17 protein-coding genes are annotated in these 18,564 nt (G+C 47.2%); 4 read left to right on the forward strand and 13 right to left on the reverse strand.

Annotated features, from left to right (window positions below):
- Complete coding sequence (locus AMICO_RS08390) at nt 1–900, reverse strand: YitT family protein (protein WP_013049023.1); 900 nt, start codon at nt 898–900, stop codon at nt 1–3.
- A gap of 138 nt (nt 901–1,038) precedes the next feature.
- Here AMICO_RS08390 and AMICO_RS08395 point away from each other — a divergent pair, with 138 nt between their 5' ends.
- Entirely contained in the window at nt 1,039–1,275 is a 237-nt protein-coding gene (locus AMICO_RS08395) for a hypothetical protein (RefSeq protein WP_013049024.1), read from the forward strand.
- The gene (gene gyrB / locus AMICO_RS08400) at nt 1,259–3,163 is read left to right on the forward strand and encodes a DNA topoisomerase (ATP-hydrolyzing) subunit B (RefSeq protein ID WP_013049025.1); all 1,905 of its coding nucleotides are present in this window, start codon (nt 1,259–1,261) and stop codon (nt 3,161–3,163) included. The genes AMICO_RS08395 and gyrB overlap by 17 nt, the downstream gene beginning before the upstream one ends.
- A 77-nt stretch (nt 3,164–3,240) precedes the next feature.
- On the opposite strand, the gene AMICO_RS08405 is transcribed toward gyrB, so the two are convergent.
- Nucleotides 3,241–4,269 carry a dipeptidase gene (locus AMICO_RS08405; RefSeq protein ID WP_013049026.1) on the reverse strand — a complete coding sequence of 343 codons (1,029 nt, stop codon included), beginning with the start codon at nt 4,267–4,269 and terminating at the stop codon, nt 3,241–3,243.
- Between the two features lie 149 nt (nt 4,270–4,418).
- Between AMICO_RS08405 and AMICO_RS08410 the strand changes: the two genes are divergently transcribed.
- Nucleotides 4,419–5,861 (forward strand): leucyl aminopeptidase family protein, encoded by a 1,443-nt coding sequence (locus AMICO_RS08410; protein ID WP_013049027.1) that lies wholly within the window; start codon nt 4,419–4,421, stop codon nt 5,859–5,861.
- Here AMICO_RS08410 and AMICO_RS08415 read toward each other — a convergent pair.
- A complete protein-coding gene (locus AMICO_RS08415) occupies nt 5,854–6,897 on the reverse strand; it encodes a DmpA family aminopeptidase (RefSeq protein WP_013049028.1) in 1,044 nt (347 codons plus the stop codon). The two genes, AMICO_RS08410 and AMICO_RS08415, sit on opposite strands and share 8 nt — an antisense overlap.
- 103 nt (nt 6,898–7,000) lie before the next feature.
- Between AMICO_RS08415 and AMICO_RS08420 the strand changes: the two genes are divergently transcribed.
- Nucleotides 7,001–7,843, forward strand: a complete 843-nt coding sequence (locus AMICO_RS08420; protein WP_244392402.1) for a M55 family metallopeptidase — start codon at nt 7,001–7,003, stop codon at nt 7,841–7,843.
- A gap of 81 nt (nt 7,844–7,924) precedes the next feature.
- Here AMICO_RS08420 and AMICO_RS08425 read toward each other — a convergent pair whose 3' ends face one another.
- From AMICO_RS08425 to AMICO_RS08470, 10 genes are all read right to left on the reverse strand, one after another.
- On the reverse strand, nt 7,925–8,614 hold the full coding sequence (locus AMICO_RS08425) for a GntR family transcriptional regulator (protein WP_013049030.1): 690 nt from the start codon (nt 8,612–8,614) through the stop codon (nt 7,925–7,927).
- Nucleotides 8,615–8,797: 183 nt separating this feature from the next.
- Nucleotides 8,798–9,793 carry a uroporphyrinogen decarboxylase family protein gene (locus AMICO_RS08430; RefSeq protein ID WP_013049031.1) on the reverse strand — a complete coding sequence of 332 codons (996 nt, stop codon included), beginning with the start codon at nt 9,791–9,793 and terminating at the stop codon, nt 8,798–8,800.
- A gap of 59 nt (nt 9,794–9,852) precedes the next feature.
- Nucleotides 9,853–11,043 carry a M20 metallopeptidase family protein gene (locus tag AMICO_RS08435; protein WP_244392404.1) on the reverse strand — a complete coding sequence of 397 codons (1,191 nt, stop codon included), beginning with the start codon at nt 11,041–11,043 and terminating at the stop codon, nt 9,853–9,855.
- Between the two features lie 63 nt (nt 11,044–11,106).
- The gene (locus AMICO_RS08440; protein WP_013049033.1) at nt 11,107–12,201 is read right to left on the reverse strand and encodes a M24 family metallopeptidase; all 1,095 of its coding nucleotides are present in this window, start codon (nt 12,199–12,201) and stop codon (nt 11,107–11,109) included.
- A gap of 182 nt (nt 12,202–12,383) precedes the next feature.
- Nucleotides 12,384–13,913, reverse strand: a complete 1,530-nt coding sequence (locus AMICO_RS08445; RefSeq protein WP_013049034.1) for an ABC transporter substrate-binding protein — start codon at nt 13,911–13,913, stop codon at nt 12,384–12,386.
- 95 nt (nt 13,914–14,008) lie between these two features.
- Complete coding sequence (locus tag AMICO_RS08450) at nt 14,009–14,656, reverse strand: hypothetical protein (RefSeq protein ID WP_052292818.1); 648 nt, start codon at nt 14,654–14,656, stop codon at nt 14,009–14,011.
- Nucleotides 14,657–14,658: 2 nt separating this feature from the next.
- Nucleotides 14,659–15,645: an ABC transporter ATP-binding protein gene (locus AMICO_RS08455; RefSeq protein WP_013049036.1), complete on the reverse strand. Its 987-nt coding sequence runs from the start codon at nt 15,643–15,645 to the stop codon at nt 14,659–14,661.
- Nucleotides 15,642–16,643, reverse strand: a complete 1,002-nt coding sequence (locus tag AMICO_RS08460) for an ABC transporter ATP-binding protein (protein ID WP_013049037.1) — start codon at nt 16,641–16,643, stop codon at nt 15,642–15,644. Before AMICO_RS08460 ends, AMICO_RS08455 begins: the two co-directional genes overlap by 4 nt.
- Nucleotides 16,644–16,654: 11 nt before the next feature.
- Nucleotides 16,655–17,503 (reverse strand): ABC transporter permease, encoded by an 849-nt coding sequence (locus AMICO_RS08465; protein ID WP_052292847.1) that lies wholly within the window; start codon nt 17,501–17,503, stop codon nt 16,655–16,657.
- A 38-nt stretch (nt 17,504–17,541) separates the two neighbouring features.
- Complete coding sequence (locus tag AMICO_RS08470) at nt 17,542–18,465, reverse strand: ABC transporter permease (protein ID WP_013049039.1); 924 nt, start codon at nt 18,463–18,465, stop codon at nt 17,542–17,544.
- Nucleotides 18,466–18,564 lie beyond the last annotated feature (99 nt).

Genomic DNA, 18,564 nt, shown 5'->3' on the forward strand with positions numbered 1-18,564 from the left:
CTATAGGTTTTCCCAGCTCTTGAATCCCTTGCCCAGAACTTCTGATGCATCATTGACAGACATAAAGGCTTTGGGATCCTTTGCGGCCAGAAAGTGTTTCAATGTTACCATTTGCCGGGGCTCTAGCAGAGCCAGCAACACTGTTCTCTCCTGCCCCGAGAAACCGCCCTCTCCCTGGAGCAACGTAACTCCCCTGCCAAGATCCTTCGTGATGAACTCAGAAATTTCATGGGGATAATTCGTAATGATAAACACCTGCTTGCGCCGGTCAAAAGAACGGGACGTATTATCCACCACTATACCGTAAACATAAAGCGCGACTACTCCATAGATTGAAGCCTGAATGCCGACAATGAAGGCAGAAAAACCCAGTATTAACGTATTAACACAAATAGAAAACTGCCCCATTTCAATTCCGTAACGCTTACGTAACGCCATTCCCGGAATATCTATGCCGCCGGTAGATCCACCTGCTCTGAAGATAATACCCGTTCCGAGTCCCTTGATAACACCTGCAAGAACCGCCGCCATAAACTTATCCTCCAAGTTTAGCTGAGGTATAAACTCAAAGACCTTAACTAAAAAAGCAATAAGGGAAACAGAGTAGCCTGTCCAGATGACAAAACGAGGTGATAGTTCCCGCCATGCCCAGGCCATCAGGGCGCCGTTAGCTGTGAGAAGCACCCATGCCGGAGAAATTCCCCATATGTAGTTGGAAAGAACAGAAAGTCCCGCTACGCCGAGGTCGGGGAAACGATTTGGCATTACAAAAACCACCATGGCAAAAGCTATAAGCACATCTCCCGCCGTAACGGCAAGAAAGGTTCGCCACTCTTTTCGAATACCGAAAACTAAACGAAAAAAAGATTCTTTTAGAAATCCTTGAAAAAAGCCTTTCAATCACCATATCCTCCTTACTCTTTCATTTATTCTAGAAATGAGCAATCACTGTAACGCAGTGTCTTTGCAAAAGCAATAGACTTCCATATTTGATATAATAATAGGGTTGCAACAACAGAATAGAAAGGATGTGAGGCCGTGTTCATACCCCTGGAAGGTCAGGGAATAATTTCCGCAGAAAGAATCGTCGCCATTGTTCGCCACGGGGACGAAACGGCCATTTACATGAAAGACGGATCTGTAACCGCCACCGGCTTTAAACCAGAAACCCTGTCTAGACGATACCGTTCTTTCGTAAAAGAATCAAGGCGCAAAGCTTCTGAATTTAAGCAAAAGCTCCAAGGAGGAGGTCCCATATATGACAACATCGGCTAAACAGTACACGGCTAAAGATATTCAGGTGCTCGAAGGCTTGCAAGCGGTTCGGAAACGCCCTGGAATGTACATTGGAGACACAGGGCCCAGAGGCCTTCATCATCTCGTGTACGAAGTCGTCGACAACTCGATTGACGAAGCCATTGCCGGCTATTGCGATAAAATCTCTGTCGTAATCTATGAGGATGAAAGTGTTTCAGTAGCGGATAACGGGCGAGGCATCCCCACCGAACCCCATCCTTCAAGCGGCCGTCCTGCCTCTGAAGTGGTACTTACTATTCTTCATGCTGGGGGCAAATTCGACAATCAGGCCTACAAAGTGTCTGGCGGCCTGCATGGAGTGGGAGTTTCTGTGGTCAATGCCCTCTCAGAATGGCTCGAAATCACTATTCAAAGGAATGGTCTGTCCCGTACTCAGCGTTTTGAGCGGGGAGTACCCGTTACAGACCTTTCTGAGGGTGAACCTTCAACCAAGACAGGAACATATGTGAGGTTTCATCCAGATACAACAATCTTCGAAGAAGTAAGGTTTTCAGCAGATATTTTATCGGGCCGTCTGAGGGAAATGGCTTTTTTAAACCCAGGTCTTGCCATAACTCTGGAAGACCACCGCTCTGGCAAATGTGTAGAATTCCACTACGAAGGCGGTATTAAAACCTTTATAGAATACCTGAACAAGGGGAAGACCCCTCTCTTTCCAGAACCAATCGTAATTGCCGGTGAAAAAGACGGCGCTTCTGTCGAAATAGGGATTCAATACAATGACGGCTACCTGGAGCGCATATTTGCTTTCGCCAACATGATCCATACTATTGAGGGCGGAACCCACGTCGCAGGCTTTAGAACTGCTTTGACCCGCGCTGTCAACGAAGTTGCCCGTCGGGCCAAGATCCTTCGGGAAAAAGACGAGAATCTTTCTGGCGAAGACCTTAAGGAAGGGTTGACCTGCGTTCTCTCTATTAAGTTGTCCAATCCCCAATTTGAGGGACAGACCAAAACGAAGCTGGGGAACAGCGAGATTAAGGGCATCACGGACTCTGTCGTTTACGAGGGCCTCCTCGCTTATCTGGATGAACATCAGGAAGTTCTGAAGCCGGTGGTGGAAAAGGCCATTCGAGCCCGACAGGCAAGGGATGCCGCAAAGAAAGCAAGAGAGCTGGTGCGAAAGACAGCCATGACCGGAATGAACCTTCCAGGCAAACTTGCTGACTGCTCAAGCAGAGATCCTCACGTCTGCGAAGTGTACATCGTTGAGGGAGATTCTGCTGGAGGCAGTGCCAAACAGGGACGGGACAGAGGTTTTCAGGCCATCCTTCCTTTACGGGGAAAGATACTGAACGTAGAGAAAGCCCGTTTTGATAAAGTGCTGAGCAATAACGAGATCAGAACTATCATTCAGGCTCTGGGATGTGGAATAGGAGAAGATTTTGACCACAGCAAGCTACGCTACAACAAAATAATCATCATGACAGACGCTGACGTTGACGGAGCCCACATCAGCACGCTTTTGCTCACCTTCTTCTACCGTTACATGCAAGACCTTATTGATAAAGGGCATCTCTATCTTGCCCAGCCTCCCCTGTATCGCGTACAGCGAGGGAAGAATGTCACCTACTGTTATAGCGAGAAGGAACTGCGGGACATTGTCGATTCCACTCCTGACTCAAGAAGAGCCTCAGTGCAGAGATATAAGGGTTTAGGCGAAATGAACCCCGACCAGCTCTGGGAAACGACCATGGATCCCCAGAACAGGGTCCTCAAGCGGATAGAAGTTGAGGATGCAATGCTGGCGGATGAATACTTCAGTATTCTCATGGGCGACAAGGTTGAGCCCCGCCGCGATTTTATTGCTGCCCATGCTCACGAGGTAAGGAACCTCGACATCTAATATTATGAAATGATTATGGTCAACAAAGGGGCGCTCTGAACAGAGCGCCCCTTTGTTTTTATTTATTCAGCAGCGCCTCAATGGATTGTTTCTTCCAGAAACCTCATGAAATTACCACCTATGATCTTTACAACCTCTTCTTCACTGTATCCGCGGGCCAGCAGCTCCGCCGTAAATTCTACACATTGGCCATATCCTTTGATGCAATCATAGTTAAGGTGGGGGCCAGGTTTTGAGAAATCCCTCATCTCATCGCAAAAGTCAAAGCCAAGCCCTATATGTTCTATCCCTACAAGGTTTCGAATATGGTCAACATGGTCAGCGAGATCTTTTTCATTGAGAAGTTTTTTTTCGGGGTCTCCAACAAAGGAACTGCACACATTCATCCCCAGAACGCCTCCGCGGGAAGCAAGCCTTTGTATAAAGGCATCAGGAAGATTGCGCATGGTGAAAGTGAGATTTCGGCAATTTGAGTGGGAAGCCATGACTGGCCCCTCGTAAAAGGCAAAAAGATCTTCCACTCCCTCATCGTTGAGGTGGCTGATATCAATGTACATTCCCAAGTCTACGGCCTTACTCACTACTTTGAGCCCAAAATCTGTCAGGCCGCCTTTTCTGCCTTCCTGGACGGGGCTGAAAAAACATCCGTCAGCAGCATAATTTCTGCGGCTCCACGTAAGGCCTGCCCCACGAACCCCCAATTCATAAAAGATTCGCAACAGGGAGAGGTCGTTCCCTATAGGTTCAAGACCCTCAAAAGAAAGAAGAATGGCAAGCTCACCCTTTTTATGAGCCTCTTTGATCTCCTTTGTATTGCGGCAAATAGAGAAAAGCCCAGGACTCTCCTCGATTTCTGAATAAAGGGCGCTTACAAGATCAAGGGCCCGGCGAAGGCCCATCTCTGGCAGAAACTCATCTGGGATAAAAAGGGATGAAATAACAAGCCCCACACCACCCGCCCGCAATGAGGGGAGATAGTCTTTTTCTATCACGTGGGTTTTTCCTTCCTGTCGTTTTGCCAAAACAAGGGGAAGCAAATCGAAGTGGGCATCCACAACAAAATTATGCTTATGGAGTTTTTCTGCCTGCTTTAAACAAAAAGTCATATCTTTTTTTGGGCAATCGTTCATAAATAATGCCTCCGTTTTATAGGTACATGACTAGGGATGCGAAGTGTTTTTCCCTTAAATTATAGCCCCTCTCGCAAACATTGTTGTATAGTATGTTTATATTATGTTCATTATGGAGGTGCGTCATGCAATTAATCAATGACCCATCACTCTTCAAAGGTCAGCCCCATGTTCGAGGTTTTATGCTTTTTGAAGACACGGATCTCCCTGAAGAGATAACATCATACAGTCATTTAGCCTCTCAGTGGCGCAAAAAAGGTTTTCTTCAGTTCGTCCCAAAGGTAAAAGAACCTGAACAGTGGATTGCCGTTATCGGGTTAGGAAAAAGACCTGATAAGAAATCGGCACAAAACTCCCTCTGCCGGAACATGACCGCTGAATTCGTAAGAAAAGGAACGGCTATGCAGCTCTCATCTTTCATTCTCGACTTGCCGGAAAAGCCGGATGCCTGGGTAAGCAGAGCCATAGCAGAAGGAGCAGTTCTTGGAAATTACCGCTTTACCAAATATCGCACCACCGATCCTTCCCCGGCTGCTCAATGTGAACGTTTTTGCCTTTGCAATGGCGACGCCAGGGCCATGGACCACGGAAGACTTGCGGCAGAAGCTCAGGTTTACGCCCGCAATCTGGCAAATGAGCCTGGGAACGTTATTTCCCCCCTTACTATGGCTTCCTTTGCTAAAGAGATAGCGACACGTCACGGCATGGAGATTACCGTATTTGATGAGCATGAGATTCAGGAAAAAGGTCTTCACGCTCTTTGGCATGTTGGAAAAGGGTCTAAGACTCCCCCGCGACTTGTTCATATGGAGTACAGGCCAAAAGAAAGACCCCTGGGGAAAATTGCCCTTGTGGGGAAATGTGTCACCTTTGATAGCGGGGGACTTTCTCTTAAAACAAGTGAAGGCATTATGACCATGAAGGGCGATAAGTCCGGCGCCTGCAACCTATTAGGCATAATGAACATTCTGCCTGAACTGAACTGCCCTTACGAAGTACACGGACTTTTTGGCGCAGTAGAGAACATGCCCGACGGAAATGCCTATAGGCCTGACGATATTATTAAAGCAATGAATGGCAAAACTATCGAAATAAAGAACACCGATGCTGAGGGGCGTGTTACCCTTGCCGACATGCTGGCCTACACTTCCACTCTCAAACCCGATGGAATAATAGACATGGCAACTCTCACAGGAGCAGCCACTGTAGCCTTAGGCAACTATACTGCCGCCCTGATTTCCGACTGGGATGATTTGAGCGCGGATATTTTAGAAGCCGCAGAAAAGGCCGGAGAAAGATTTCACCGCTTCACTATGGATGATGAAAAACTTAGGGAGCAAATAAACACACCCAATGCCGATGTGGCAAACACTGGCGGCCGAGGCGGCGGAGCCATAACTGCCGGAATGTTCTTAAGAGAATTCGTTGATCCCCAAATCCCCTGGGTCCATATGGATATCGCCTCTGTAGATTACTACGACAAGGATTTTGATTGCTATGCCTTTGGCGCTTCAGCCTTCTCTCTCAGAACATGTCTTGAATATCTTATGAAACCTGTCTTTAAATAAAAAAAGACGTGTATTCTTTCAGGGAATGACGCATGTTCCCGTCTCGCCCTCTCGTGGGCTCTGAGCAGATCATGGAGTTGAGAACCGCTTCTTCCGCGGCTTCCACCACAGCCCTGAAGACCATGTCCATATTATTTTCGTTGAACATCTCAAGAGCGCAGACCGGGGCCGTTTCATAGTGAAAAAATCGATTGGCGGTAGAAAAAGCTAAAGCTATTTCCCCGCTTCCATTTCCTATATAGGTTCCCGTTCGTGTAATCCCGACGGAAGAACGGCGGCACAGTCGTTTCAGCTGCCGTTCTGTCATGGGGATATCTGTGGCAATAACAACAATGACAGAGCCCCGATCTTCCTTGGGCGGTTCAATAGAGGCTATCTTCTGCCCTACTTTACGGCCATCCACCAGCAAATCTCCCATTTCTCCAAAGTTGGAAAGAACAAGAACGCCAAGGGTAAAAGCCGCCCTCTCAACCTGGATGATTCTGGAAGCAGTACCTATGCCCCCTTTCAATTGATAACAGGACATGCCGCATCCAGCCCCCGCAGCCCCTTCTTCAAACTCCTTGTTTGCGTTGGCTATAGCTGTCAGTACATGTTCTTTTCGTACGTGAAGTCCCTGGATGTCGTTAAGAAAACCATCGTTACACTCACAGACCACAGGATTCACCGTGCCGGTTTCCCGGCCGATATCACGGTTATCTTTTAGCATATAACGAACGAGAGCTTCAGAGACGGTGCCGGTATTTAATGTATTGGTGAGGAGAATTGGCGTTTCGATAGTGCCCATTTCCTCTATTTGAATGAGTCCCACTGACTTCCCAAAACCATTGATAATGTGACACGCAGCAAAAAGCTTTTCTCTAAATAAATTCCCTTCATGGGGTATCACCGCTGTAACCCCTGTATTTATGCCTTCTCCCCTAAGGGTGCAGTGCCCTACCTTTACTCCCGATACGTCTGTAATGGAATTGAGGGCTCCCCGTTTCATATGACCTACATGAATGCCATAATCGGCGATACGCTTCTGACCGAGCATCTCTTTCCTCCCCTTTCCAGGCAAAATGGCGAATGTAGTACTCGCACCAGATGGGTACCACGTTTATAATCATTAACAGATATTATAATATATTGTTATAGAGGTGATCTCTTTGAAAATCTATATCAGCGTAGATATGGAAGGCGCCACTGGAATAGTAAGCTCTCTTCATGTAGTGGATAGTGCCCCGGTGGAATATGCTTTTGGGTGCAAAATGCAGCTCCATGACCTGCGAGCGGTAATAGATGGAGCCCTGGAGGCAGGAGCTACAGAAATCATTGTAAACGATTCTCATGAGCGTATGATCAATGTGGACGTTTCTTCACTCCCAGAAAAAGTCCGCCTTGTTTCAGGAAGCCCTAAAGCCCTCGGCATGATTGAGGGAACTGAGGGCTGCGATGGCATCTTCTTTGTAGGGTATCATGCCATGGCTGGAACGTCCGGCGCTATTCTAGACCACACCCTTTCAGTCAACACAGTCTTCAATGTCAAGCTCAACGGCACACCTGTGGGAGAAACAGGGCTCAACGCCGCTGTCTGCGCGGAAAAGAACATTCCTATAGCCCTCGTTACGGGGGATAAAGCCGTTTGTAGGGAAGCTCAGAAGCTTCTTGGTGAAGATATTACAATCTGTACTGTAAAGGAAGGGCGATCGAATAGCTGCGGCATTCTCTTGCCCCCCTGCGAAACATATCCTCTTTTAAAAAATGCGGCTAAAGAAGCCGTATCGTCCATTCGTGCCCGCAAGGCCCCTGTTCTGAAGATCTCTTTGCCCTACTCCCTCGAACTTACATTTAAACATACTCGCCAATGTGACGAAGTATCCTATATTCCGGGAGTCAATCGCATTGATGGACGAACTGTGATGATGAAAGGTGAATCCATGGAAGAAATGAGGCGATGGATAAGTGCGGCAACATCCCTGGCAGAGTCTGTCAGACTTTAACCTTACTTTTTTCGTTTCAATTCAGATTGTCCGGCTTCCTATAGAACTGACACTCTGCCGCGGGCACTCATTTTTAACACTTTAGTTCTCTGGTGTGACGATGGGCTCCTTTCCTAGTCTCTGGAATAGCAGTTCATACAAATTATCAACGTCTTTTTTTCTCAGACACTGGATAAGCCTTTCGTGGCTTTCCACACTGGCTTTCATCTGCCATTCTTTATAAAGCCACCTGTGAAAAGAACATCCAATCTGGTAGGAAAGGTTTCTAAGCATCTTTTTGGTCCAGTAGCAGTCATCTTTTGCCAGTGAATGAAGATGCATATGAAAGGCCATTTCTTTTTCGGCAAATTCAAAACCTTTCTCATCACCCTGAAGAGAGCTCTCCATTATCATTCGCAATTCTTTATTCAGGGCCTCTGCCCGGTCTAACTCTTCGTCGCTAGGCCCTCCAAGGGCAATTATAGATTCGAAAAGGCTATGTTCAAGGAGGGTGCGCAATTTGTTGATTTCGAAAAATTCCTGTTCACGAAAGTCAGCAACAAACCATCCTCTGTATTTAACAGAAACGATCAACCCTTGCTCTTCCAGCTCCTTCAAAGCTTCACGAATCGGCGCTCTGCTTATTCCCAATATTCGTGAAAGCTCTCTCTCACTTACTTGATCGCCGCAACACAAGGTCCTGTTTTTAAAGATCTTATCCCTGATATGGGAAATGACAAGGCCTTTTAGCGGTTTCCCTGCATTGGAAAGACTGTTCTTCTCTTTTACCATGATCCCTTCCTCCATTTTATTTGGCCAGAAAAGGATAGATCCGCAGCATGACAGACTTGCCCGCCTGCCCCTAGAAACCATCCCAGACAGCGGGCAAGTCCTGTCGCCTTATCAGAAATATCTTTTTAAACGCAGCCTTAAATTTCGAGAAAATAGACCTTACAGTAACATTGACTTTTTTTATTACCTGACAGTTTCAAGCACTGTTCTATATACCAGTTCAAGGCGCTCTTCCGGTGTAGAAGGATCTATAACGCAGCCTGGCCCCAAAATTACTCCTTTTCCACCGCTACGACCAGCTACTTCTCGAACTTCCGCGACCACTTCTTCATTATTTTTGCTAAGCCATTTTTCACCCCAGCTCAGTCCTCCAACAAAGACCTTGTCGCTATAACCACGAACTTCCTCCATGGAGGGACCATCGTCCCGGTCGTGCCAGCTAAGAGCCTGAACGGGATAATCCTGTACCTCCCGAATCATAGCGTTCGCACCGTGGAGATGCAAGACATTGAACCAGGTGGAATTCTTAACGCCATTCAATACCTCTAAGTCATATTTTTTTACGAAGGCATCATGGGTTTTATCATCAATAAGATTCTTTGTGGACATTTGAGTGGCGAAGAAAAGGCCGTCAGTTCCAAGAGCAACTGTAGCTTTTACAAACTCAATAGTTGTCGCCGTAATGATTTCAAGAGCTTTCCTGACCCTTTGGGGATCTTCAGCAATATGCTTTACCAAAAGCTGTGGGCTGCTCAACTTGACAGCAGTTGTCATGGGGCTGAAAACCGTCTGTAAAAAGGGAAGTTTTTCGTCCATCATTTCGAAAAGGATGCGCTGGGCTTCCAGAACTATGGCATATTCACCGGCAGTTCCTGAAACATAACGAATGTTGTCCCAATCAGAAACCTTTTCGATCACGGGCTTTTGCGCCACAGGGGCGTCTACAAAACCGGGAAAAACATTAAGATCCATCCCGTAGTCAATAGTGGAGTACATTCCAAAAGGCATGAACTTAATGAAATCCAAATCATACTTCTTCTGATAGGCAAGGCTGAGCTCAGCCAGACGTCGAGGATGGCGATCCCTGTTGGGAAAATGCATCCACATACTATAAGGAAGTCTATCTGTTTCCTTGAAAGCAAGCGTACTTTCAATGCGCTGCCTGTGTGTCATTGGCATTCTATAAAACCTCCTGCATTAAATTAAAATTTAGAATCTGCAAATAAAGAATTTTCACCTTACTGGTTCATATCAAGCACAAACTGTACAAAAAGAGCAGCCCCGTAAGGAAGAGCTTCTTCCGGAAAGACAAAATTGCCGTTATGGTAAACAGGATCAGGCTCATTCGGTTTCCTTATTCCCAGGCGGGCGAAAACCCCCTCTGGAACGATTTCGAGATATCTGGAAAAATCCTCAGAACCCATGGCAGGAATATCAATGTGTTTCACCCTATCTGATCCCACCACTTTTTCCGCGCTTCCACGAACTATCTCTGTAACCCTGGGGGAGTTTGCCAATGGCGGAACACCATAATGGTAATCAAGCTCTGCCTTACATTTGTAAGTAGAAGCTATATTTTGAACGACGTCTAAAATACGCTTTTCTATGGAGTTTCTCGTCTCTGCGCTCTGACAGCGGACAGACCCGGAAAATTCTACTGCTTCGGGGATAATGTTCTTTGCCGTTCCTCCATGGATCTCACACACAGAGATCACCACGCTGTCTATGGCATCTATCTGCCGGGTAATGATGCTCTGGATTGCCATCACAGAATTCGAAGCTGCCAGAATAGGATCGCAGCCAATTCGGTGAGGATAGGCACCATGAGCGCTTTTCCCAGTTATCCTAACAGTGAAGAAATCAGAAGAGGCCATGGCAGGCCCTCCTCTAAGGGCTATTTCTCCCACATCATAGGATGGGTGCCCATGGAGGCCCAGAATATGGTCCACCTTGGGATTCTCCAGAACGCCCTGCTCGATCATATACTTCGCTCCACCAAGATTTTCTTCTGCTGGCTGAAAGAGAAGCTTCACCGTTCCTGAAAAATGTCCTTTCAGGGATACCAGCACTTTGGCAGCTCCCAGCAGCATTGCCGTATGGCAATCATGACCGCAGGCATGCATAACGCCCGGAACAACAGATTTATCTGGCACATCAGCTGTTTCCTGAATTGGAAGGGCATCCATGTCGGCGCGAAGAGCTGTAACGATCTCTCCACCAGACTTTTCTCCCTTTATGATCCCAAGCACTCCCACATTTTTTTCAAGGGGGATCATCTCTATTCCCATGGTCGACAGCTCAGATTTTACAAATGCCGTAGTTTCATATTCCTCCATCCCCAGCTCGGGATGTTTATGGATTTTGCGTTTTACATCGACTATATACTCTTTTATATCGAGAGTTTTTTGAAGTATTTCTGAAATCAACACTACCCCGCCTTTCTAAAAATACTGTGTTTCCTCATATGGCAAGGTTCTCTTTGCGCTGCCTAATTACAAAACCTGAAGATGTTTTGGATAATGGTTTATGATTTCACGGCCTGACTCTGTCAGCACGACCAGGTCTTCAATACGAACCCCGAACTTGCCTTTAAGATAGATACCGGGCTCAATGCTGAAGCAATTTCCTTCTACCAGGGGAACATGGTTGCCCTGGGAAATATAGGGAGCTTCATGTCCGTCCATGCCTATACCATGTCCCAATCGATGGTTAAAAGAATCCCCATAGCCGTATTCTGTTATGATGTCCCGGGCGGTCTTGTCTATTTCGCTTGGAATCGCGCCGACAGCCACCTTTTCCTCTGCCGCCAGCTGAGCCTCAAGAACTATTTCATATACTTTCCGCTGCTCTTCTGTGGGGGCTCCTACGAAAAAGGTCCTCGTCATATCATGGCTGTAGCCATCATACCATCCGCCACAATCCACCAGCACAATGTCATTCTCCTCAATGGCACGGTTATTGTCCCTTCCATAATGAGGCTTTGAGCTGTTGACTCCCGTAGCAACACCAGGGACTCGCGGGTTTCCGCCATGAGATTCGTGGAAGTTCATAATAAATTTTATGATTTCGTCTTCATAGAGACCCGGACGAAGATAAACCGCAAGGGATTCCATCATCTTATCGTTCATAGCTGACGCTCTTCTCATGAGCTCTAACTCTTCTTTGCTTTTTATGGAACGCATGGGAAAAAGAAGGGAAAAACCATTGACACACTGTACATTAAGTCCCTCTACTGCTTCAATCATGTCACCGGCTTCAATGCCCCTCGTAAATGCGATTCTCAGATGTCCGTCCAGCCCTACAAGCTGAAGCCCCCGTCTGAAAGCACCCTGAAACCAGTCAACGTCATTCCACTCCAATATGTGCATTTCTTCCCTGACACTCTCTACATCATCCCTATGAAGAGACGGGCAGAGGAAGAAACTTTCTCCTTCTTTGGAAATTAATGCGCCTTTCAAGCGGGAATCAGACCGAAAATCAAGGCCGGTTATATACTTCAGGTCGGAAGATGGGGCAAGAAAAACTGCATCAAGTTTTTGCTCATTCAGTATTTCAACCAATTTTTGAAAACGCTCTTTATGTAGCATAGATTCCTCCCCCTTATCCAAAATTTCGGCGCTAGCGAAGTTCTGGAATGAATTATGTATTAGCGGCATGGGTATTGGGCAGCCTGCGTTATAACCACAGCAGCCCCGTTCCCTTGTAGGCGGCCCCGTCCTTGAGAATATCTCTTCTCTGGGACGGGGCCAGTAAAAACCTGTGAGTTCGCTTAGTCTTTCAAAGAAAGGTTGCCCAAATAGTTGATCTGGCCATCGGCGAGATCTTCAACTCCAACAAGGTCTCTTCTTACACCGTAAAGCTCGCTTGGTACGGCAAGGGGAACGATTGGATGAAGCTCGTTCAATCCATCCCATACATTCTGAAGAAGTACAATTCGATCAGCTTCATCAACGGTTGTGTTGACCTTTTCAAGAAGAGCGTTCATATCTGGATCATTCAGACGGGCCCAGTTTGCAGAACCGATGCTGCCGGCATGGAAAAGAGTCAGCCAGTAATCTCCGGCGTTACGGCTCGTCTGCATTCCCCACTGGCTTACGTACAGGGCATGCTCGTTACCGTTCATTTTCGTATTGAATGCCCCTGCTTCGAAGATCTGAATGTTCGTTTTGATTCCCACCTGGGCAAGCATAGACTGAATGACTGTGGCTCCATTTACTCTGTCCTGGAAGTTGCTTGTCCAGAAATCAAGGGTCAGTCCGTCAGGATATCCAGCCTCAGCAAGAAGGGCCTTGGCCTTGGCGGGATCAAAGGGATAAGGCGCAGCGTTCGCAGGGGTGAAGGTGCTTGCGGGCACCAGCGGACCATCAGGCTGTACCGCGTTGTTCTGGTATACAACTGCGCAATAGGCTTCTTTATTAATGGCATACTCTATGGCAAGACGCACCCTTGGATCATCAAGAGGCTTCTTATCTGTGTTCATGCCAAGATATTGAAGTCGAAGGCCCGGGGACGCAACAACCCTAACTTTTTCAGATTCGTTCAGACGCTGATACTCACTTGGAGGAACAGCATAGATCATGTCAACTTTGCCGGTTTCAAGGGCGATCACTCTGCTGCTGTCATCTGGCAGGACAAGAATGTTAAAGTTTTTGAAGCCGGGCTTCTTTCCGTGGTAGTCTTCAAAGGCAGTGAGTTCAATGCGCTCACCCTTGACCCAGCTCTTGAATTTGAAGGGGCCGGTCCCCACAGGGTTTCTGAAGTAGTCGGCACCGCCCTCTTCAACGGCCTTCTTATTGAAGATACTCGCATAGGGGTGTTTCATCGACTCAAGCCATCCGCCTACGGGACCAACGGTCCTCACGATGACAGTGTGCTTATCAATGATCTCGAAGCCTTCTGTGTCAATCTTTTTGCCTTTGGACCCAGCGTGCACAGAATCAGGGGAAGCGGCACGAGTCAAAGAGAAAACGACGTCCTCGGCTGTGAACTCTTCACCATTATGGAACTTCACACCTTTTTTAAGATAGAATTTGTACGTGTGGTCGTCCAGGACTTCCCAGCGTTCGGCAAGAACGGGCACAAGCTGCTTTGTTTTTCCATCCACTGTTACCAAAGGCTCATTGATATGCTTGGCAACGGCAAAGGACATGGTGTCCGTCGCCTGATGGGGATCAAGGCTCTTGGCATCCCCGGGAAGGCCGAGTGTGAATGTTTCCATCACTGCGGCGAAACCAGTTGTTGCGATTAACGTTAATACCGCTACTGCTAACAATAACCGTAAACAAAATTTTCCTTTCACTTTCCGTCACTCCTTATACGAAAATATGTGTGATGCCTTTAAATAAAAGAATTACCACATTGAACACTCCCCAGCCTTCTTTTTACTGGGAGATATCAATCAAACTTGTCAGCGCCTTCGTCATCAATGGACGCGGAAGAATTGCCTTCCCCGCTGAAACGATCAAATAGCCTCGCGCGCCCAAAGGCGAGAGCCTGTTCAAAGGTGTTCTGGTCGGGGCAATAGATCCGCATAAGGGTTTTTTTCGTCCCCTTAAGGAATATCACTTGAAGACCAGCCGCCGGTTCGAGAGTATGTATGCGCCCCCAGGGAACCATTCTTGTTACACTTTTTGCGGCATTCAGAACTGGCTCAATAGGAAAAGGACGCCAATGCATGCTTTCTCTAAACGAACCCGGGCCCTTTCTTATGCTTTCGCAAAAAACGCCCTCGCTATCAAAGCGAAACAAGGCTACATAACGATTTTGAAAGATCAGAAAACTGATAACCAGAAATGCCCCAATTATAAAAAGGGCGAGAAAACTGGCGAAGCCGACTGCAGCACTGATCTGGATTCGATTCAACGTTTTGCCAAACAACAGTTGCAAAAAGATCAAAAATACAAATGATCCTGCCCATAGGATTGCCAAAACCATCCCCAGATCCATCAGGATAAGGGGATTTGTTCCAATGGGAACCCCTGCAAACCATCTGAGCGTTTCGCTGCTTTCAGCAGAACCCTGTTGCTGTGGCTTCCTTGTCATTGTCAACTGTTATTTTTTAAATTTCTGGCAAAATGACAGGAAACGAAATGACCGGGATCAATTTCTGTAAGTTTCGGGGTCTCGTTCATACAAATCTCCTGTCGATATGCGCACCGGGGCGCAAACCTGCACCCTGGCAACGGATTGATGGGACTGGGAACGTCTCCCTCAAGGAGGATCCTGTCCTTTTTCCCATCCAGGTCAATAACGGGAACCGCCGAAAGCAGCGCCTGGGTATAAGGGTGAAGGGGATCCTTGAAAAGGATAGTATTGCCCGCCTTCTCCACCACCTGCCCCAAATACATGACTGCCACTTCATCTGAGACATATCGCACCACGCTGAGGTTATGGGAAATAAAGAGGTAAGTATAACCTCGCTCCTTTTTAAGGTCTCCCAGCAAATTCAGTATTTGAGCCTGGATACAGACATCAAGGGCCGATACCGGCTCGTCAAGAACGATAAACTCCGGGTCAAGGGCAAGGGCACGAGCTACACCGATACGCTGACGACGCCCCCCGTCAAGTTCGTGAGGAAACGATGTTGTGAGACGTTCGGCCAAACCGACAGTATCCATAAGCTCCTTCACCTTATTGTCAACTTCTTTTCGGCTGCCGCATGCCTTATTGATCAGCAAGGGTTCCGCAATAAGCTGTGAAACCGACATCCTGGGATTCAGTGAAGAAAAAGGATCCTGAAATACTATCTGGGCCTGCTTGTGAAACTCTCTTTTTTGAGCATTATTGAATTTCAGAGCGTCCTGCCCCTTGAAGAGAACTTCGCCGCCAGTGGCTTCGATTAGACCGATAACAACCCGCCCAAGAGTAGACTTTCCACACCCTGACTCACCCACCAAACCAAGGGTCTGGCCTTTAGTTATGGTAAGGGTTATATCGTCAACGGCATGTAAAAGTCCTTTGCTAACATTGAAATATTTTTTCAAATTCCTTATGTCAAGAAGAGTTTCGGACGTCTGTATTTGCTTTGTCATTGCCTTGTCCCCCCATTCATCCCCAAGGGGAAGAAACAATCCACAAAATGATTCGGCTCATACTCTTTCATCCCGCACGCCTTTTCATGGCAAATATCCTGGGCATAGGGGCAACGGGGAGAAAACCGGCAACCTTTTGGCAAATCCGTAGGATCCGGCATGAGCCCAGATATAACGGCGAGCTTTCCACCTGGCTCGCTATCTAGTTTGGGTACGGCATTAAAAAGTCCTTGCGTATATGGATGCATGGGCTTGCTATAAAGCTGGCGAATATCAGAGTATTCCACCAGACGCCCCGCATACATAATGGCCACCTCGTCACAGATTTCCGCCACGATGCCAAGGTCATGGGTAATGAGCAGCAAAGAAGTATTGACGATTTTCTGAAGATTCTTTATCAGATCAAGAACCTGGGCCTGAATAGTCACATCCAGAGCTGTCGTAGGCTCATCGGCGATCAGAAGGGTTGGTTCACAGGCAAGGGCGATGGCGATCCCCACACGCTGGCGCATGCCTCCGGAAAACTGATGAGGGTATTCCTTTCCCCTCTCCGGGCGAATTCCCACAAGAGCCAACATCTCATGAGCCCGTTTCCGCACCGCTTCTCCCTTAAAGTCAGAGTGAAGTGAGATCATTTCCATAATCTGCTCTTCCACTGTCATAATAGGATTGAGAGAAGTCATGGGATCCTGAAAAATCATGGCAATCTTGCTTCCCCGAATATCCCTTTTCTCAGCCTCTGTCATCTTCATGACGTCTTGCCCATCAAAAAATATCTCGCCATTGGTAATCTCTCCCGGAGGGGACTGAATCAGCTGGAGTACGGCAAGGGCTGTTGTTGTTTTACCTGCTCCAGTTTCACCCACAAACCCAAGGGCCTTTCCTCTACGAAGAGAAAGATTTAAATTGTTCACTGCATGCACTATTCCGGAGTCTGTGTTAAAACGTACGGAAAGATTGCGAATATCCAGTAAAGGAATGTTGTTCTTATCGCCCATTCTTATCCTCCTTACCGTTTCTGTTTAGGATCAAGAGCATCGCGCAGCCCATCGCCTATGCAGTTCAAAGCAACAATAGTGATCATTATCGCCAAACCGGGGAAGATGCTTAGATAGGCGCTGTTCCTCAAATACGGACGAGCTGTCGAAAGCATTCCGCCCCATTCAGGGTATGGAGGCTGAATCCCCAGACCAAGGAAACTTAGAGTTGCCGCGAAAAGTATGGCATTTGCAACGCTAAGGGTCGATTGAACAATAAGGGGAGCCATGCAGTTTGGCAAAATATACATCATAATAATGCGGAAGTGGCTAGCCCCCATGGCTCTTGCGGCTTCAATATATTCCATGCCCTTTATTGAAAGCACCGACGCTCTCATGAGACGGGCAAACCTTGGTATAGACGTAATTCCCACAGCTACCATAAGGTTGAACAGGCCTGGCCCAAGGGCTGATGAGATTACAATCGCCAATAGTATGGTGGGAATAGCAAGCTGAACGTCCATTATGCGCATTAAGATGTTGTCTATTCTCCCTCCAAAATAACCAGCTATAGCTCCTATGGCGCCGCCTGCAATTAAAGAGATGGAAACCGCTATCAGGCCAACCTGCAGCGAAATTCTGGAACCATATATCAACCGGCTAAAAACATCCCGGCCAAACTCATCTGTTCCAAGAAAATGTTCCGCGGAGGGAGGCTTGCGGATCATCATGTAATCCTGATCAGCATATCCGTAAGGTGCAATTTGTTCTGCGAATATGGCCATGAATATAAGCACCAAAAGAACAGCAAGCCCAATCATCGCAAGATAATTTCTGCGCAACCGGATAAAAGTATATCTCCACATTGTGTTGTTTTTCATAGAGTTGCTTTTTGATGACGACATTGCAATTCTCCCCTCTATCTCACATGGATCCGAGGATCAACAAAAGCGTAAAGAATGTCCACAGCAAGATTGATCAGGCAGAAGGCAACGGAAATAAATAGCACCCCGCCCTGAATAATAGGGTAATCTCGCATGTTGATGGCCTCCAGCATGAGCCTTCCTACGCCAGAGATGGAAAAAATCGCTTCTGTAATAATCGATCCGCCTAGAAGCATGCCGAATTGCATACTGATGATGGTGAGGATCGGGATCATGGCATTGGGCAAAGCATGGCGGAAAATTACCACGCTCTGTTTCTGCCCCTTTGCTTGAGCTGTACGAATGTAATCAGAGTGTATGACTTCCAGCATGCTGGAACGGGTTATTCTGGCGATAATCGCAACAGCCGAACCAGAAAGGGTAATAATTGGAAGAACCATTTCGCTAACAGTGCTGAACCCCATGGAAGGAAGCCATCCGAGGTGCACTGAAAAGGCCAGAATGAAAAGAAGCCCTGTCCAAAAAGTAGGCATTGAAACCCCTAAAAGGGTCAACAGCGTTGTAAGACTATCGAGAAGGGAATACTGGCGTATAGCACAGATCACTCCCAAGGGGATCCCCACCAGGGTGCTGAAGGCAACTGCCCAGAAGGCTAGTTTCATTGTTACAGGAATACGCGAAGCCAGCTCAGAAGAAACTGAGCTTTTCATAACATAGGAATAGCCAAGGTCAGCATGGAACACGGCATTATAAATATAACGACCTAACTGGACCACGTAGGGCGCGTCCAGCCCATGCTCTGCATTGAAGGCCGCGATGGTCTCTGCGGTTACCTCCTGGCCAAGAGCAATCCTGGCCGGATCACCCGGGGTAAAGTAAAGGATAGTAAAGAGAATAACCATAACGCTTAAAATAACTGGAACAAGCAATAAAATCCTTCGAATCACATACTTAAGCAAAGGCGCTCCCCTCCTTACAAAATATAATTTTCGTCTAGGAAGAAATTACATTTTTTCTCTATAACTTTATCTGCTGGCGAAGCAGTCTTATAAGCCCTT

The sequence above is a fragment of the Aminobacterium colombiense DSM 12261 genome (assembly GCF_000025885.1).
GTDB lineage: Bacteria > Synergistota > Synergistia > Synergistales > Aminobacteriaceae > Aminobacterium > Aminobacterium colombiense.

Excerpts from the sequence above, each read along its gene's own strand:
- gyrB (WP_013049025.1), top strand. The coding sequence starts at position 1,259 with ATGACAACATCGGCTAAACAGTACACGGCTAAAGATATTCAGGTGCTC.
- AMICO_RS08405 (WP_013049026.1), bottom strand. The coding sequence starts at position 4,269 with ATGACTTTTTGTTTAAAGCAGGCAGAAAAACTCCATAAGCATAATTTT.
- AMICO_RS08410 (WP_013049027.1), top strand. The coding sequence starts at position 4,419 with ATGCAATTAATCAATGACCCATCACTCTTCAAAGGTCAGCCCCATGTT.
- AMICO_RS08415 (WP_013049028.1), bottom strand. The coding sequence starts at position 6,897 with ATGCTCGGTCAGAAGCGTATCGCCGATTATGGCATTCATGTAGGTCAT.
- AMICO_RS08425 (WP_013049030.1), bottom strand. The coding sequence starts at position 8,614 with ATGGTAAAAGAGAAGAACAGTCTTTCCAATGCAGGGAAACCGCTAAAA.
- AMICO_RS08430 (WP_013049031.1), bottom strand. The coding sequence starts at position 9,793 with ATGCCAATGACACACAGGCAGCGCATTGAAAGTACGCTTGCTTTCAAG.
- AMICO_RS08440 (WP_013049033.1), bottom strand. The coding sequence starts at position 12,201 with ATGCTACATAAAGAGCGTTTTCAAAAATTGGTTGAAATACTGAATGAG.
- AMICO_RS08450 (WP_052292818.1), bottom strand. The coding sequence starts at position 14,656 with ATGACAAGGAAGCCACAGCAACAGGGTTCTGCTGAAAGCAGCGAAACG.
- AMICO_RS08455 (WP_013049036.1), bottom strand. The coding sequence starts at position 15,645 with ATGACAAAGCAAATACAGACGTCCGAAACTCTTCTTGACATAAGGAAT.
- AMICO_RS08460 (WP_013049037.1), bottom strand. The coding sequence starts at position 16,643 with ATGGGCGATAAGAACAACATTCCTTTACTGGATATTCGCAATCTTTCC.
- AMICO_RS08465 (WP_052292847.1), bottom strand. The coding sequence starts at position 17,503 with ATGAAAAACAACACAATGTGGAGATATACTTTTATCCGGTTGCGCAGA.